The organism is Pelomonas sp. BJYL3 (genome assembly GCF_027257975.1).
GTDB classification, from domain to species: Bacteria; Pseudomonadota; Gammaproteobacteria; order Burkholderiales; family Burkholderiaceae_C; genus Roseateles_B; species Roseateles_B flavus.
In genome coordinates this window covers 114,408-128,901 of sequence record NZ_JANZKX010000009.1, presented here as the reverse complement: position 1 = coordinate 128,901, position 14,494 = coordinate 114,408, and the positions used below count along the sequence as shown (strand labels likewise).

The window sequence follows — 14,494 nt, the reverse complement described above, 5'->3', positions numbered from 1 at the left end:
CCCTTGCCGCCCAGTCATAGGCCCGCGCCAAGCAGGGTCGGGCGGGCGGCTCGAGGGTTCAGCGGCTGGCCCGCGCCAGCGCCAGCCCGAAGCCGATGAAGACCAGGCCGCTGCCACGCTGGAACCAGCGCCGGCCGCGGGCCGAGCCCAGGAAGCGCCCCACCGACTGCGCACCCCAGGCATAGAGACTGTGGATGAGCAGCACCAGGCCCGCATAGCTGAGCACCAGCAGCAGCAGCTGCGGCGCTGCGGCATGGGCCGGGTCCACGAACTGCGGCAGGATGGACAGAAAGAAGACGATGGCCTTGGGATTGGTGAACTGCAGCATCAGACCTTCGAGGAAGCGTCGGCGCGGGCTCAGCACCGGCGCCTGGGCCGCCTCTGCCCAGTCCTGGGAGGGCGCCCGCCAGAGCTTGATCCCCAGCCACACCAGATAGGCCGCGCCCAGCAGCTTGATCACGGTGAAGGCCAGGGCCGACTGCGCCAGCAGCAGTCCAAGGCTGGTGGCCGAGATGCCCGCCACCACCGCCGCCCCCGCTGCCACGCCGGCGATGCCCGGCAGGCTGCCGCGCCAGCCCAGGCGCAGGGCGTTGTTGAGCGAGAGCATCACGCCGGGCCCGGGGCTGGCCACCGTGGCGGCGGCCACCAGCAGGAAGAGGAGGTACAGCTTCATGCCGCCATGCTAGCGGCTGTCAGTTCACCGGACAGAGGCCCGGCTTCTCCGGCGCCACGATGGACCACTCCACCTGCAGGTGCGGCCCGGTGCCGCGCCGCGTCCAGGGCAGGTCGATGCGGCCCTGGGCGTAGGCCTGCTCGCGCAGGGCGTTCACGGCAGCGGGCAGCTGGCCCAGGTCACGCACGTCGATGACCAGCATGGCGCCGCACTGGCGGACCATCTCGGGCTTGACCCAGGGCGACTTCTGCGGGTCGGCATCCAGAAAGACCAGCGGGTGCGTGGGCGCATGCACCGAGACATTGCCCGCCAGCCAGGTCTCACCGACGAGGATGTGCAGCGGCCCCGGCTGGTGCTGGCGCCAGACCGCGTCCACCTGGGCGGCGAGGTTCTGCGCCGGGAAGTTGGCGCGGGCCGGGCGGTCCTTGAGGTCCACCAGCCAGCCATTGGCCAGGGCCTGGCTCAGGGCCATCAGCAGCTCGAAGCCCACGGCAATGATGAGCGCCGTGCGCACCATGCGGTTGGGTTCGTAGGCCGGGACAAAGCGCATCAGCCACAGGCCCAGCACCACGAAGAAGGTGGCAGCCCAGGCCGAGCCCAGCTTCACGCCGGCCACGCCCAGCAGGGAGGTCAGCAGCACCGGGCCCAGCGCCATGAAGCTGATGAAGCGCAGCTCCGGCCGCTCAGGCACCTGGACGCCCGGCCAGCGGGCATGCGACCGCAGCAGCCAGGCCAGCAGGCCCGTGGCCAGCAGCAGAGGCAGCGCGCGGCCGAACTGGATCACGACGAAATTCAGCAGCCGGCCCCAGTGGCCCAGCTGCGAGGCATCGTTCTCGCCATTGACGGCCTTGCTGACGTAGCCGAGGGTGGGCGCGCCTTCCCGCAGCAGCCACTGCACGTGCGGCGCAAAGAGCACGGCCGCCACCAGCAGGGCAAGACCTGCCCCCAGCCAGGGGCGCAGGCGGCGCATGCGCAGGTCCTGGATCATCCAAAGGCCCAGCACGGCCAGCCAGATCAGGGCGCTGTACTTGGTCAGCATGCAGAAGGCTGCGGCCAGGCCGGCCAGCAGCCAGCGCCACCAGCCGCCCTCCCGGACCGCCAGCAGGCCGGTCCACAGCAGCAGGGCCACGGGCATCAGCTGCACCGTGTTGTGGTTGGCCATGATGCCGTGGATGCCGTGGTAGACCAGCAGGCTGCTCAGCAGCACCGCGCAGAGCGCGCGCGCCGGCGACATCACCAGCAGGCCGATGCGCCAGACCATGTAGAGCATCAGCACCACGCTCAGCTGCGCGGCGAAGAAGGTCACCCAGATCTGCTTGCCCAGCAGCGTGGTCCAGAAGCTGAGCCACCAGGTGGGGAACGGCGGGTGCTTGTAGTAGCCCCATTGCAGGGACTGCTGCCAGACCAGCTGCTCGATGTTGTCCCAGGGCGGGGCGCGGTGGGTCAGCGCGGAGCTGACGACCCACAGCAGGGCATGGAAGACGAGGAAGGCAAGGAGCAGGCGGCCGGCATCGCGGCGGCGCTGCATGTCCAGGGTCCAGGGTCCCAGGCGCAGGCCGACGCCGCGCGGCTGCGCGCCCAGGCTGATCGTGTCCTTGCTCCTGTCCATGGCCCTGTTGCTCTCGCGATCGCTGCTGCGACCGGAAATGGGCGCATGCAAAGCCCTGGATGATACTGAAACAAATCTTCACAACCGCGCCCGGGGCGGGGGGTCGGGTCTTGCGATGCGCACAAGCGTGCAATGAGGCACGGCCGCCGCCGAGGTAGGCGCCAGCAGCGGGCGGCCCTCGGCCCGGAAAAACAAAAAGGGACCCGTCTTTCAACGAGTCCCTTCTGTTTTGGTGGGCCCTGTAGGATTCGAACCTACGACCAACGGATTAAGAGTCCGCTGCTCTACCAACTGAGCTAAGAGCCCAATCCCTTATCGCCTTCGATCACGCCTGCCAAGAAAACTTGGTGGGCCCTGTAGGATTCGAACCTACGACCAACGGATTAAGAGTCCGCTGCTCTACCAACTGAGCTAAGAGCCCGTGATCGAAACCGACCGAAACTGGTGGGTTGTGCAGGATTCGAACCTGCGACCAACGGATTAAAAGTCCGCTGCTCTACCGACTGAGCTAACAACCCGAGCCTTTTTGAGCTACGGCCGCTTGAGGCTCAAACTCTTTTGAGCTTTTTGCCTGCGCGCTGTACTCATCAGCAGAGCCTCAGATTATAGAAGCAGTTTTTCAGTCAGCGCAAGCGGTTTGCAAAAATTCTTTCACCAGTTCGGCCGCGGCCGTCATGCCGAAGGCCGCGGTGACCATCACGCTGGAGCCGTAGCCCGCGCAGTTGAGACTCCCGTCCACCTGACCGTCGACCGCGCAGGCCGCCTCGGGCCGCTGCACGGCCTCGCGCGAGAACACGCAGCGCACCCCCATCTTGCCCTGACGCGCCAGGCCGTACTCCTTGCGCAGGCGCTGCCGCAGGCTGGCCAGCAGCGGGTCATGGGTGGTGAGGGCCAGGTCTTGCACCTCCAGCAGATGCGAGGCCCGCTTGCCGCCGGCCGCGCCGACGGTCACGAAGCAATGCCCCGTCTGCCGCGCCCAGGCGGCCAGCGCGGCCTTGGCGCGGACCTGGTCGCAGGCGTCGATCAGGCCGTCGATGGCCCGGCCCCGCAGCAGGTCCGGCCAGTTGCCGGGTTCGACGAATTCCTCGATGCCATGCACCTGGCAGTCGGGGTGGATGTCGCGGATGCGTTCGCGCAGGGCGTCAATCTTGGCCATGCCCAGCGTGCTGCCCAGGGCCTGGATCTGGCGGTTGATATTGGACTCGGCCACCTGGTCCAGGTCGATCAGCACCAGCTCGGCCACGCCGCTGCGCGCCAGCGCCTCGACCGCCCAGGAGCCCACGCCGCCCACGCCCACCACCGCGAAGCGCGCGCCGCGCAGGCGCTGGTAGTCGCGCTCGCCATAGAGGCGTCGCAGGCCGCCGAAGCGGCGATCGCTGTCATGGTCGGGGGCGCTGGGAGGGGGCGGGGTCATGTCGCTCATGGTGGCACATCAGAAATGCAAAACCCCGCCGGCGACGGATCCGGGCGGGGTTCGAAGGGTCGGGGGGCAGGTCTTGCCTCGGTCCGGCTCCGGCTTACTTGAGGGCCTTGAGCCGCTCCTTGGCGGCCTGCGCGGCCTCGGTGCCGGGGTAGGCCTTGACCAGGTCCTCCAGGCTGCGCTTGGCGGCCTTCAGGTCCTTGAGCTCGATCTGGCAGTTGGCCAGGGCCAGCAGGGCCTCGGCCGCGCGCGGGTGCTCGGGATTGGCCACGATCAGCGACTTGAAGCTGGCGATGGCGTCCTTGTAGTCGCGCTTGCCGTACTGGGCGTTGCCCAGCCAGAAGCGGGCGGAGTCGGCATAGCCGCTGCCGGGGTAGCGCTTCAGGAAGGCGTTGAAGCCGCCCACGGCCTCGGCGAAGTCGCCCTTGCGCACGGCGCCGATGGCGGCCTCGTACTGGCGGCGTTCCTCGGGCTCGACGTTGAACTCCTTGCCGTCCAGGCTGACCTTCTGCGGCTCCAGCGGCTTGAGGCGGGAGTCCAGGTTCTGGGCCTGGTCGCTGACACGGCGCTGGGTCTCGGCCAGGTCGCGCGCCAGCTGCTCGTTCTGCCCGCGCAGCTTCGCGATCTCGGCGCGCAGGGCTTCAATCTGGGCGCTCAGGTCCAGCAGGCTGCGGCTCTGGGCCGACTGCTGGTCCTGCGCTTGCGTGGCCAGCTGCTCCAGGCGGGAACGCTGGGCGTCCTCCACCTGCTGCAGCTTGGCCCGCAGGTCCAGGATGGCCTTGCGGGCCTCGTCATCCTCGAACAGGCCGGCACGGGCCGGTTGGCTCAGGGCCAGGGTCGCGACGACCAGGGCCAGGGCACTCAGACGGGGTCGCAAGGCCGGCATCTCACTTGTCCTTCAGTTCGACGCGACGGTTCTTGGACCAGGCTTCCTCGTTGTGGCCTTCCACAGCGGGACGCTCCTTGCCGAAGCTCACCGGCTCGACCTGCGCGCTGCCGGCGCCCAGCAGGCTCATGGACTGAGCCACGGCCTCGGCACGCTTCTGGCCCAGGGCCAGGTTGTATTCGCGGCCGCCGCGCTCGTCAGCGTGGCCTTCCAGGCTCATCTTGACCTTGCCGTTGTTCTTCAGGCGCTTGGCGTGGGCTTCGATCAGGGGGGTGTAGTCGCTCTTGACGACGAAGCTGTCGAAGTCGAAGTAGACGGTGCGGCCCTTGGCGTTGGCGGCCTTCAGCAGCTCGGAATCGATATCCACGGGCTGGACACGGCTCTCGGCCTTCTGCTCCACCTTCTGCTCGACCTTGGGCGGCTCGACCTTGGTCTCGACCTTTGCCGGCTCTTCCAGCTTGGTCGACGAGCAGGCGGCCAGACCGGCAGCCATGAGCACCACCAGTGCCAACTTTTGCATTTGCATCATTTCTCTCCTTGGATCCTCAATGTCCGTACGTTAGGTCCGAATGCGGTTTGGTCTGAAAGCATGCGGCAGGCCGACTCACCCGGCTCGGCCGGTATTTTGGCTCAAGTTCGGCATGACTTCGGGCACTGGCAGGGCTCGAATGGAACCAAATGCTGTCAGCAAGGCATGAATGGCGGTTTTTCACCTGGCCAGCGCCCCTGCTTTGCTTGCTCAGCGCCCGAAGGGGCCCCAGGTGGGCTCGCGCACATCGGCCGTGCTGGCCACCAGCTTGGCCTTGATGCGGCCATCCAGCGTGGTCGTCATGAGCACGTCCCGGCCGCCGGCGCGGGTGGCGTAGACGATGAGCTTGCCATTGGGCGCGAAGCTGGGGCTTTCGTCCTCGGTGGAGTCGGTGATCTTCTGCGACTGCCCGGTCACGAGGTCCATCACGCACAGGCGGAAGGTGGAGCCGCCCTCGCGGGTGATGAAGGCCAGGGTCTTGCCGTCCGGGCTGATGGCGGGGCTGATGTTGTAGCTGCCGCTGAAGGTGACGCGCTCGGCCTCGCCGCCATTGGCGGGCATGCGGTAGATCTGCGGCGCGCCGCCGCGGTCGCTGACGAAGTAGATCTGCGCGCCGTCGGGGCTGTAGACCGGCTCGGTGTCGATGGCGCGGGTCTGGCTGAGGCGCTTGGGATCACCGCCATTGCGGCTGATGGTGAAGAGCTGCGAGCCGCCGGCCAGGGACAGGGTGAGGGCCAGTCGTTGCCCGTCGGGCGAGAAGGCCGGCGCGCTGTTGGAGCCGCGGAAGTCCGCCAGCACGCGGCGGCGGCCGGTGGAGAGGTCCTGCAGCCAGACGACGGCCTTGCGGGACTCGAAAGACACATAAGCGATCTCGCGCCCTTCCGGCGACCAGGCCGGCGAGATGATGGGCTCGGGGCTGTTGAGCGCGACCTGCCCGCCCTCGCCGTCGGCATCGGTGATGCGCAGCTGGTAGCGCGGACCGGTCTTGGTGACGTAGGCCATGCGGGTGGCGAAGACGCCGCGGTCGCCGGTGAGCTTCTGGTAGATGCTGTCGGCGATGCGGTGCGCGGCCAGGCGCACGTCATCGGCATGCACGGCCTGCGCCTCGCCGCCCTGGTCCTGGCCGCGGACCACGTCCCAGAGCTTGTAGCGCACGTCCAGGCGGCCGTCGGCCAGGCGGGCCACGGAGCCGGCGGCCAGGGCATCGGCCTGCTTGCCGCGCCACTCGTTGAAATTGGGGCTGATGGTTTCGGAGAGGCCAGCCGGCGCCGCGATCATGCGGAACTGGCCGCTGCGCTCCAGGTCGGCCCGCACGATGCCGGCCACCGACTGACCGGCCATGGCCTCGTCACGGAAATCGGCAATGGCGATGGGCAGCTGCGTGCCGCCCACACCGGAGATCTCGACGCGGAACTGCGCCAGGGCCGGGAAGCTGAAGGCCGCCGCCGCGGAGGCCGCGGAAGAGACCAGCAGGCTGCGGCGCAGCGGATTGCTCAGGGGCTGGGCGGGCGTGGTGAGGCGATTCATCGGCGATTCGGCGTTCAATCAAGACAGGCCGCCCGGCTGGCGGCCCGCCGATTGTGCCGCAGGGCAAAGACCCTGCCGATGATCACAGCAGCACGATGTCGTAGTGCTCGGTCTGGTTGGTGGGCTCGGCGGTCAGGGAGATGGGCTTGCCGATGAAGTCGGACAGGCCGGCCAGGTGCTGGCTCTCCTCGTCCAGCAGCATCTCGACCACATTGGCCGCGGCCACCACGCGGAACTCCTTGGGCGAGAACTGGCGGGCCTCGCGCAGGATCTCGCGCATGATGTCGTAGCAGACCGAGCGCGCGGTCTTGACCTGCCCGCGGCCCTCGCAGGTCGGGCAGGGCTCGCAGAGCATGCGGGCCAGGGACTCGCGGGTGCGCTTGCGGGTCATCTCCACCAGGCCCAGCTGGGTGAAGCCGCCCACGGTGACCTTGGTGCGGTCCTTGGCCAGCTGCTTGCGGAACTCCGACAGCACGGAGGCGCGGTGCTCCTCGCGGCTCATGTCGATGAAGTCGACGATGATGATGCCGCCCAGGTTGCGCAGGCGCAGCTGGCGTGCGATGGCGCCGGCCGCCTCCAGATTGGTCTTGAAGATGGTGTCGTCGAAGTTGCGCGCGCCGACGAAGCCGCCGGTGTTGACGTCGATGGTCGTCATCGCCTCGGTCTGGTCGATGATCAGGTAGCCGCCGGACTTCAGGTCCACGCGGCGCGCCAGGGCGCGGTCGATCTCGCCGTCGATGTTGTAGAGGTCGAAGATGGGGCGCTCGCCGCGGTAGTGCTCCAGCTTGGCCACGGCGGCGGGCATGTAGGTCTCGCCGAAGCCGTGCAGCACCTCGTACTGCATGCGGGAGTCGATGCGGATGGAGCCGGTGCGCTCGCTGACCAGGTCGCGCAGCACGCGCTCGACCAGGCTCAGGTCCTGGTGCAGCAGGGTGCCGGGCGGTGAGCGGAAGCTGCGCTCGCGGATGGTCGCCCAGGTCTTGCGCAGGTAGGCGATGTCCGAGCCCAGCTCCTCGTCGCTGGCGTCCTCGGCATTGGTGCGCAGGATGAAGCCGCCACCGCCGCCCTCCTCCGCCTTGCCCACCAGGGCCTGCATGCGCTGGCGCAGCTGCTCGCGGGCCTCGGGCGAGCCGATCTTCTGGGAGATGCCGATGTGCTCGTCCTGCGGCAGGTGCACCAGCATGCGGCCGGCGATGGAGATCTGCGTGGACAGCCGCGCGCCCTTGGTGCCGATGGGGTCCTTGATCACCTGCACCGTCAAGGCCTGACCCTCGAAGACCAGGCGCTCGATGGGCGTGGGCGTGCCGTTCTCGGCATGGTGACCGCGACCGGCCTGGCCGGCGATGTGGAGGTCGGCCACGTGCAGGAAGGCGGCGCGCTCCAGACCGATGTCGATGAAGGCGGACTGCATGCCCGGCAGCACGCGCGCCACACGGCCCGAATAGACGTTGCCGACCAGGCCGCGTTCCAGGGTCCGCTCGACGTGCAGCTCCTGCACGGCGCCGTTCTCGACCACGGCGACGCGGGTCTCCTGGGGAGACCAGTTGATGAGGATATCTTCCATAGCTTGGGCTCCAGCGCTCGCGCCAGCGGTGAGTCCCACCGTTGGCGCCAGCGTTCGAGGCGGCAGGGCTGGCATCGGGCGACGCAAGACCTGACCCCCATCATGCCAGGCCCCGCGGGCCTGCTTCCGCGGGTCTCCGTCAGGCCGTGATGCCGAAGTCCGCCAGCAGCTCGGCGGTCTCGTACAGGGGCAGGCCCATGATGCCTGAATAGCTGCCGCTGATGTGGGAAATCCAGGCGGCGGCCTGGCTCTGGATGGCATAGGCGCCGGCCTTGCCCATGGGCTCGCCGCTGTCGGCGTAGCGGCGCAGCGCGGCGTCATCGACCGGGGCGAAGCGCACCGTCGAGACATTCAGGCGCAGCAGGCGCCGCGCGCCCTCGCCCACGGCCACGGCCGTCAGCACGCGGTGCTCCTGGCCACTGAGCAGGCGCAGCGTGGCCAGGGCGTCGGCCGCGTCGGCGGGCTTGCCCAGGATGCGCGCGCCCAGGGCCACCGTGGTGTCCGAGCACAGCACCGGTGCGGCGGGCAGACCGCGGCGCTGCAGGCGCGTGAGGGCCGCGTCCAGCTTGGCCAGGGTCACGCGCTGGACGTAGGCGTCCGGGCTCTCGCCCTCGCGCTCGGCCTCCAGCGCCTCGGCGTCCTCGTCGGCGCCGGGCAGCAGCAGCTCGTGCCGCACGCCGATCTGTTCCAGCAGCTGGCGGCGGCGCGGGCTCTGGGAGGCCAGGTAGATGAAGTCAGCCATGCCGGCCTTACTCGCGGTGATAGGGATGCCCCTCCATCACGGACCAGGCCCGGTACAGGGCCTCGGCCAGCAGCACGCGCACGAAGGCGTGCGGCAGCGTGAGGTCGGAGAGGCGCAGCAGCTCGTCGGCCTTGCCCTTGAGATCGGGATGCAGGCCGTCCGGGCCGCCGATGAAGATGGCCACGTCGCGGCCATCGCCCTTCCAGCGTTCCAGGCGTTCGGCCAGCTGCTTGGTGGTGACGCGATCTCCGCGCTCATCGAGCACGATGCGCCGCACGCTCTTGGGCAGGGCCGCTTCCAGGCGCTGCCCTTCGGCGGCCATCAGCTGCTCGGTGCTCTTGCCGCCCCTGGGCTCGGCCTTGACGGCCTTGAGCTCCAGGCGCATTTCCGGGGGGAAACGCTTGGCGAAGTCTTCGTAGGCCTCGTCCGCCCAGCCGGGCTGGCGCTGGCCCACGGCCATCAGCAGGAGGCGCATGCCTTACTTGGCAGACTTCTTGGCGGCCGGCTTCTTGGCGGCCGGCTTGGCGGCGGGCTTGGCTGCGGGCTTGACCGGGGCGCGCTTGGCAGCCGGCTTGGCCGCCGCCTTCACCGGTGCCTTCTTGGCCGCCGGCTTCTTGGTGCCGACCTTGACCGTCACGGCTTCCTTGGTGCGCGGGCTCAGCTCGGTGCTGCGGCGCTTGGCGGGTGCCTTGGCGGCGGTCTTGGTGGCCGCGGCCTTGGTGCCCGTGGTCTTGGTGGCGGCCTTCTTCGCCACCGCGGTCTTGGTGGCCGCCTTCTTGGCAGCCGGCTTCTTCACCGCGGCCTTCATGCCTTCGGTTTCCTCGCTGACGGCCTTGGCGGCGGGCTTCTTCGCGGCCTTCTTGGCCGGCTTGGCCTCGCTGGCGTCTTCCGAGGCCTTCACCAGCTTGGTCTCGCCGCTGGCGACCTTGAGCTTGACGGGCTTCTCGCCCCAAATCTCCTCGAGGTGGTAGTACTCGCGGATGGCGGGCTGCATCACGTGCACGACGGCGGCGCCGCAGTCCACGATGATCCATTCGCCGTTGTCCTCACCCTCGGTGCGCATCACTTCCATGCCGCGACCCTTGACGGTCTCGCGCACGCTGGACGCCAGGGCCTTGGTCTGACGGTTGCTGGTGCCAGAGGCGATGATCACGCGCTCGAACAGGGGCGAGAGGTGCTCCGTGTTGAACACGACGATGTCTTGCGCCTTGACGTCTTCCAAACCATCGACGATGGCACGCTGCAGTTTACGAATGTCCATTCAGTGCTCGCTGTAAAGACGGTGCTGGGCAATATAGCGCGCAACCCCGTCGCCCACCATGGGCGTGATGTCCTCGCCACGCAGGCATTGCCCGCGCAGGAGGGTGGAGGAAATCTCCAGGGCCGGCATGTCCAGCCGGACCACACGATGAGCCACCGCCGCCACCTCGGGCGCCGCGCTCACCGCCTGACCCGCCCGGGCCGCGACGGCCAGGGTGAGTCGCTTCAACAGATCCTGCCAGCGATGCCAGCTGGACAGGCGCGCGTACTGATCCTGGCCGATGACCAGGAACCACTCGCGCCGCTGTGGAAAGCGCGACTGCAGCGCCTCCACGGTGTCGATCATGTAGCTGGGGCCCGCGCGCTCCAGCTCGGTGGTGTCCACCACGAAGCGCGGCTCGCCCGCCACCAGGGCCTGCACCATGGCCAGGCGGTGCGCCGGCGCCGCCAGCTGGCGCCCCGCCTTCTGCCAGGGCTGGCCCACGGGCAGCCAGCGCAGCTCGGCCAGGCCCAGCTGCTGCAGGGCCGTGCGCGCCAGGCTGAGATGGGCGAGGTGCGGCGGGTCGAAAGAGCCACCGAACAGCCCCACGGGGCCGGCGAGGCCGGTGCCCGTGGCGTCGTCCGGGCTCACAGCCATAGGTGCGTGGCTTTCTCGCCCGCCCAGTCGCGGGGCCGCAGGAAGTCGGTGTACAGGCGCGCCTCGGGGGTGCCCTCCTCCGGATGCCAGTCATAGCGCCACTTCACCAGCGGCGGCATGGACATCAGGATGGACTCGGTGCGCCCGCCCGACTGCAGCCCGAACAGCGTGCCGCGGTCGAAGACCAGGTTGAACTCCACGTAGCGGCCGCGGCGGTAGGCCTGGAAGTCGCGCTCGCGCTCGCCATAGGCCAGGCCCTGGCGGCGCTCGACGATGGGCGCGTAGGCCGGCAGGAAGGCATCGCCCACCGACTGCATCAGGCCGAAGGCCGCATCGAAGCCGCCTTCCGCGTGGTCGTCGAAGAAGATGCCGCCGATGCCGCGCGGCTCGTTGCGGTGCTTCAGGAAGAAGTAGTCGTCGCACCACTGCTTGAAGCGCGGGTAGTGCTGCGCGCCATGCGGCTCCAGCGCAGCCTGGCAGGTGCGGTGGAAGTGCTGGGCGTCGCGCTCGAAGCCGTAGTAGGGCGTGAGGTCCATGCCGCCGCCGAACCAGACCACGGGCTCGGCGCCCGCCGGCAGGGCCGCGAACATGCGCACGTTCATGTGGACCGTGGGCACGAAGGGGTTGTGAGGATGCAGGACCAGGGACACGCCCATGGCCTCGAAGGGCGCACCGGCCAGCTCCGGGCGGTGCTGGGTGGCCGACGGGGGCAAGACCCGACCCCGCACATGCGAGAAGTTGCAGCCGCCGCGCTCGAAGAGCCCGCCGTTCTCGATCAGGCGCGTCAGGCCGTCGCCCTCCAGGCGCCCGCCGGGCTCGCGCTGCCAGCCGTCGCTGAGGAAGGGCTGGCCGTCGAGCTGCTCGAGCCCGCTGATGATGCGCTGCTGCAGGCCCAGCAGGTAGTCGCGCACCAGCTGTGTGTTCATCGCTTGGAACCTTTCAGGGTGATGGGGCTGGCCAGCTCGGGCCGCTTGCCCTTCACCGGGGCCAGGTAGTGCGCGAAGTGGGCGAAGTCCCGCTCGGGCTGGCCGCACAGCTGCACGAAGTGGCTGAGGTCGACCACCTTGCGCTGGAAGTCGAAGTAGGCCAGGCCCACGGGAATGCCGGCCTGCACCGCCACGTGATAGGCACCGGAGCGCCAGCCCGGGGCCAGCGAGCGCGTGCCCTCGGGCGCCAGGGCCAGCCAGAAGGACTGCTGGCGCTGCTGCGCGGCGCGCACCTGCGCCACGGTGTCCGCCACCACGCCGTGGGCACTGGAGCGCTCCACCGCGATGCCGCCGATCCAGCGCACCCAGGCGCCGAACAGGGGCAGCTTGAACAGCGAGTCCTTGCCCCAGAACTTCAGCTCCAGGCCCAGGCCCCACTTGGCCAGGACGCCGATGACGAAATCCCAGTTGGAGGTATGGGGGTAGACCATGATCACCCCCTGCAGCGCGGGCAGGCCGCTGAACTCCAGGCGCCAGCCGAAGAGGCGCAGCAGGCCGCGCGCCAGGCGGCTGCCCCGCGGACGCAGGCGCGGGCCGCCCTCGATGACGCGGGGCATGCCGGGCTGGCCGTCGACCGCGCTGGGCACGCAGGCGGACATGGGAAGGGAACGGCTCATGGCGGCGGCTTCAGCGCTTGATGGCGCGGTAGCCGATGTCCTGGCGGTACTGCATGCCAGCGAACTGGATGCCGGTGAGCGCCTGGTAAGCCCGCTGCTGCGCGGTGCGCACCGATTCGCCCAGCGCCGTCACGCACAGCACGCGGCCGCCGTTGGTCTGCAGCTGGCCATCCTTCTCGACCGTGCCGGCCTGGAAGACCATGGCGTCCTCGGTCTCGGCCGGCAGGCCGGTGATCACGTCGCCCTTGCGCGGGTTCAGCGGATAGCCCTCGGCGGCCATCACCACGCCCAGCGCCACGCGGCGGTCCCACTGCAGCTCGACCTGGTCCAGCGTGCCTTCGGTGGCATGCATCAGCACCTCGAAGAGATCGCTCTTGAGCCGCATCATGATGGGCTGGGTCTCGGGGTCGCCCATGCGGGTGTTGAACTCGACGGTGCGCGGCTGGCCGTGCTCGTCGATCATCAAGCCGGCATAGAGGAAGCCGGTGAAGGGGACGCCGTCGCGCGCCATGCCCTGGATGGTGGGCATGATGATCTCGTGCATGGCCTTGGCATGGACATTGGGCGTCACCACCGGCGCGGGCGAGTAGGCGCCCATGCCGCCGGTGTTGGGGCCTTCGTCCTTGTCCAGCAGGCGCTTGTGGTCCTGGCTCGTGGCCAGGGGCACGACGTTGCGGCCATCGCACAGCACGATGAAGCTGGCTTCCTCGCCCTGCAGGAACTGCTCGATGACGACGCGCGCGCCGCCCTCGTTGTGCACGACGCCCAGCTTGTTGTCCTCGAGGATCCAGTCGATGGCCTCATGCGCCTCGGGCAGCGTCATGGCCACCACCACACCCTTGCCCGCGGCCAGGCCGTCGGCCTTGATCACGATGGGCGCGCCCTGCGCATCCACATACGCATGGGCGGCGGCGGCGTCGCTGAAGGTCTCGTAGGCGGCCGTGGGAATGCCATGGCGCTTCATGAAGTCCTTGGCGAAGGCCTTGCTGGATTCCAGCTGCGCGGCGGCCTTGGTGGCCCCGAAGATGCGCAGGCCGCGCGAACGGAATTCGTCGACCACGCCGGCGGCCAGGAAGGCCTCGGGGCCCACGACCGTCAGCGTGATCTTCTCGGCCTGGGCGAAGTCGGCCAGGGGCTTGACGTCGCTGAGGTTGACGTTCTGCAGGCGCGGATCCTGCGCAGTGCCGCCGTTGCCGGGGGCCACGTAGACCTGGCTCACGCGCTCGCTCTGCGAGAGTTTCCAGGCCAGGGCGTGTTCGCGGCCGCCGTTGCCGAGGACGAGAACCTTCATTGCTCGATGCTCGCGTTGTGATAGACCTCCTGGACGTCGTCCAGGTCCTCGATCACGTCCAGCAGCTTCTGCATGCGGGCGGCGTCGTCGCCGGCGAGGTCGATGGTGTTCTCTGCACGCATGGTGACTTCGGCGATCTCGGGCTTCAGGCCCGCTGCCTCCAGCGCGTTCTTCACGGCCTCGAAGTCGCCCGGGGGGGTCAGGACTTCGATGGAACCGTCGTCACCGCTGATCACGTCCTCGGCGCCGGCTTCCAGGGCCACCTCCATGACCTTGTCTTCCGAGGTGCCGGGGGCGAAGACCAGCTGGCCGCAGTGCTTGAACTGGAAGGCCACCGAGCCTTCGGTGCCCAGGTTGCCGCCGTGCTTGCTGAAGGCGTGGCGCACCTCGGCCACGGTGCGCACGCGGTTGTCGGTCATGCAGTCCACGATGATGGCCGCGCCGCCGATGCCGTAGCCCTCGTAGCGGATTTCCTCGTAGGTCACGCCGTCGAGGTTGCCGGTGGCCTTGTCGACATTGCGCTTGATGTTGTCGGCCGGCATGTTGGCGGCCTTGGCCTTCTCGATGGCCAGGCGCAGGCGCGGGTTCATGGCAATGTCGCCGCCGCCCGAGCGGGCGGCCACGATGATTTCACGGGTCAGACGGGTCCAGACCTTGCCCCGCTTCTCGTCCTGACGGCCCTTGCGGTGCTGAATATTGGCCCATTTGGAATGCCCTGCCATATGTCTTGTTCTCCGGGTCGGCCGCTTGGCG

The 14,494-nt window shown here is 69.0% G+C and carries 15 protein-coding genes and 3 tRNA genes; all 18 read right to left on the bottom strand.

Going from position 1 to position 14,494, the window contains the following annotated elements:
- Positions 1–58 precede the first annotated feature (58 nt).
- The 18 genes from O9Y01_RS22335 to O9Y01_RS22250 all read right to left on the bottom strand — a co-directional run bounded on the left by O9Y01_RS22335 (position 59) and on the right by O9Y01_RS22250 (position 14,463).
- On the bottom strand, positions 59–673 hold the full coding sequence (locus tag O9Y01_RS22335; protein WP_269633855.1) for a LysE family translocator: 615 nt from the start codon (positions 671–673) through the stop codon (positions 59–61).
- A gap of 19 nt (positions 674–692) precedes the next feature.
- Positions 693–2,282, bottom strand: coding sequence for a glycosyltransferase family 39 protein (locus tag O9Y01_RS22330; protein WP_269633854.1), 1,590 nt, complete (start codon positions 2,280–2,282; stop codon positions 693–695).
- A gap of 230 nt (positions 2,283–2,512) precedes the next feature.
- A tRNA-Lys gene (locus O9Y01_RS22325) sits at positions 2,513–2,588 on the bottom strand.
- A gap of 39 nt (positions 2,589–2,627) precedes the next feature.
- Positions 2,628–2,703: transfer RNA gene (locus tag O9Y01_RS22320), tRNA-Lys, on the bottom strand.
- Between the two features lie 21 nt (positions 2,704–2,724).
- Positions 2,725–2,800 (bottom strand) — tRNA-Lys (locus tag O9Y01_RS22315).
- A 101-nt stretch (positions 2,801–2,901) separates the two neighbouring features.
- Complete coding sequence (locus O9Y01_RS22310; RefSeq protein ID WP_269633853.1) at positions 2,902–3,705, bottom strand: tRNA threonylcarbamoyladenosine dehydratase; 804 nt, start codon at positions 3,703–3,705, stop codon at positions 2,902–2,904.
- A 94-nt stretch (positions 3,706–3,799) separates the two neighbouring features.
- On the bottom strand, positions 3,800–4,588 hold the full coding sequence (gene ybgF / locus O9Y01_RS22305; protein WP_269633852.1) for a tol-pal system protein YbgF: 789 nt from the start codon (positions 4,586–4,588) through the stop codon (positions 3,800–3,802).
- 1 nt (position 4,589) lies between these two features.
- Complete coding sequence (gene pal, locus O9Y01_RS22300) at positions 4,590–5,108, bottom strand: peptidoglycan-associated lipoprotein Pal (protein WP_269633851.1); 519 nt, start codon at positions 5,106–5,108, stop codon at positions 4,590–4,592.
- A gap of 219 nt (positions 5,109–5,327) precedes the next feature.
- Positions 5,328–6,644, bottom strand: a complete 1,317-nt coding sequence (gene tolB, locus O9Y01_RS22295; RefSeq protein WP_269633850.1) for a Tol-Pal system beta propeller repeat protein TolB — start codon at positions 6,642–6,644, stop codon at positions 5,328–5,330.
- An 82-nt stretch (positions 6,645–6,726) separates the two neighbouring features.
- Positions 6,727–8,208 carry a ribonuclease G gene (gene rng, locus O9Y01_RS22290; protein ID WP_269633849.1) on the bottom strand — a complete coding sequence of 494 codons (1,482 nt, stop codon included), beginning with the start codon at positions 8,206–8,208 and terminating at the stop codon, positions 6,727–6,729.
- 139 nt (positions 8,209–8,347) lie between these two features.
- A complete protein-coding gene (locus O9Y01_RS22285; protein WP_269633848.1) occupies positions 8,348–8,950 on the bottom strand; it encodes a Maf family protein in 603 nt (200 codons plus the stop codon).
- Between the two features lie 7 nt (positions 8,951–8,957).
- Entirely contained in the window at positions 8,958–9,425 is a 468-nt protein-coding gene (rlmH, locus tag O9Y01_RS22280) for a 23S rRNA (pseudouridine(1915)-N(3))-methyltransferase RlmH (protein WP_183104269.1), read from the bottom strand.
- Positions 9,426–9,428: 3 nt separating this feature from the next.
- Complete coding sequence (rsfS, locus tag O9Y01_RS22275; protein ID WP_269633847.1) at positions 9,429–10,211, bottom strand: ribosome silencing factor; 783 nt, start codon at positions 10,209–10,211, stop codon at positions 9,429–9,431.
- Complete coding sequence (nadD, locus tag O9Y01_RS22270; RefSeq protein WP_269633846.1) at positions 10,212–10,847, bottom strand: nicotinate (nicotinamide) nucleotide adenylyltransferase; 636 nt, start codon at positions 10,845–10,847, stop codon at positions 10,212–10,214. It lies immediately after the preceding gene.
- Positions 10,838–11,773 (bottom strand): oxygen-dependent coproporphyrinogen oxidase, encoded by a 936-nt coding sequence (gene hemF / locus O9Y01_RS22265; RefSeq protein ID WP_269633845.1) that lies wholly within the window; start codon positions 11,771–11,773, stop codon positions 10,838–10,840. The genes nadD and hemF overlap by 10 nt, the downstream gene beginning before the upstream one ends.
- Positions 11,770–12,450 carry a 1-acyl-sn-glycerol-3-phosphate acyltransferase gene (locus tag O9Y01_RS22260; RefSeq protein ID WP_269633844.1) on the bottom strand — a complete coding sequence of 227 codons (681 nt, stop codon included), beginning with the start codon at positions 12,448–12,450 and terminating at the stop codon, positions 11,770–11,772. The genes hemF and O9Y01_RS22260 overlap by 4 nt, the downstream gene beginning before the upstream one ends.
- A 10-nt stretch (positions 12,451–12,460) precedes the next feature.
- Entirely contained in the window at positions 12,461–13,741 is a 1,281-nt protein-coding gene (gene purD, locus O9Y01_RS22255; protein ID WP_269633843.1) for a phosphoribosylamine--glycine ligase, read from the bottom strand.
- On the bottom strand, positions 13,738–14,463 hold the full coding sequence (locus O9Y01_RS22250) for a YebC/PmpR family DNA-binding transcriptional regulator (protein WP_269633842.1): 726 nt from the start codon (positions 14,461–14,463) through the stop codon (positions 13,738–13,740). The genes purD and O9Y01_RS22250 overlap by 4 nt, the downstream gene beginning before the upstream one ends.
- Positions 14,464–14,494: the final 31 nt, after the last annotated feature.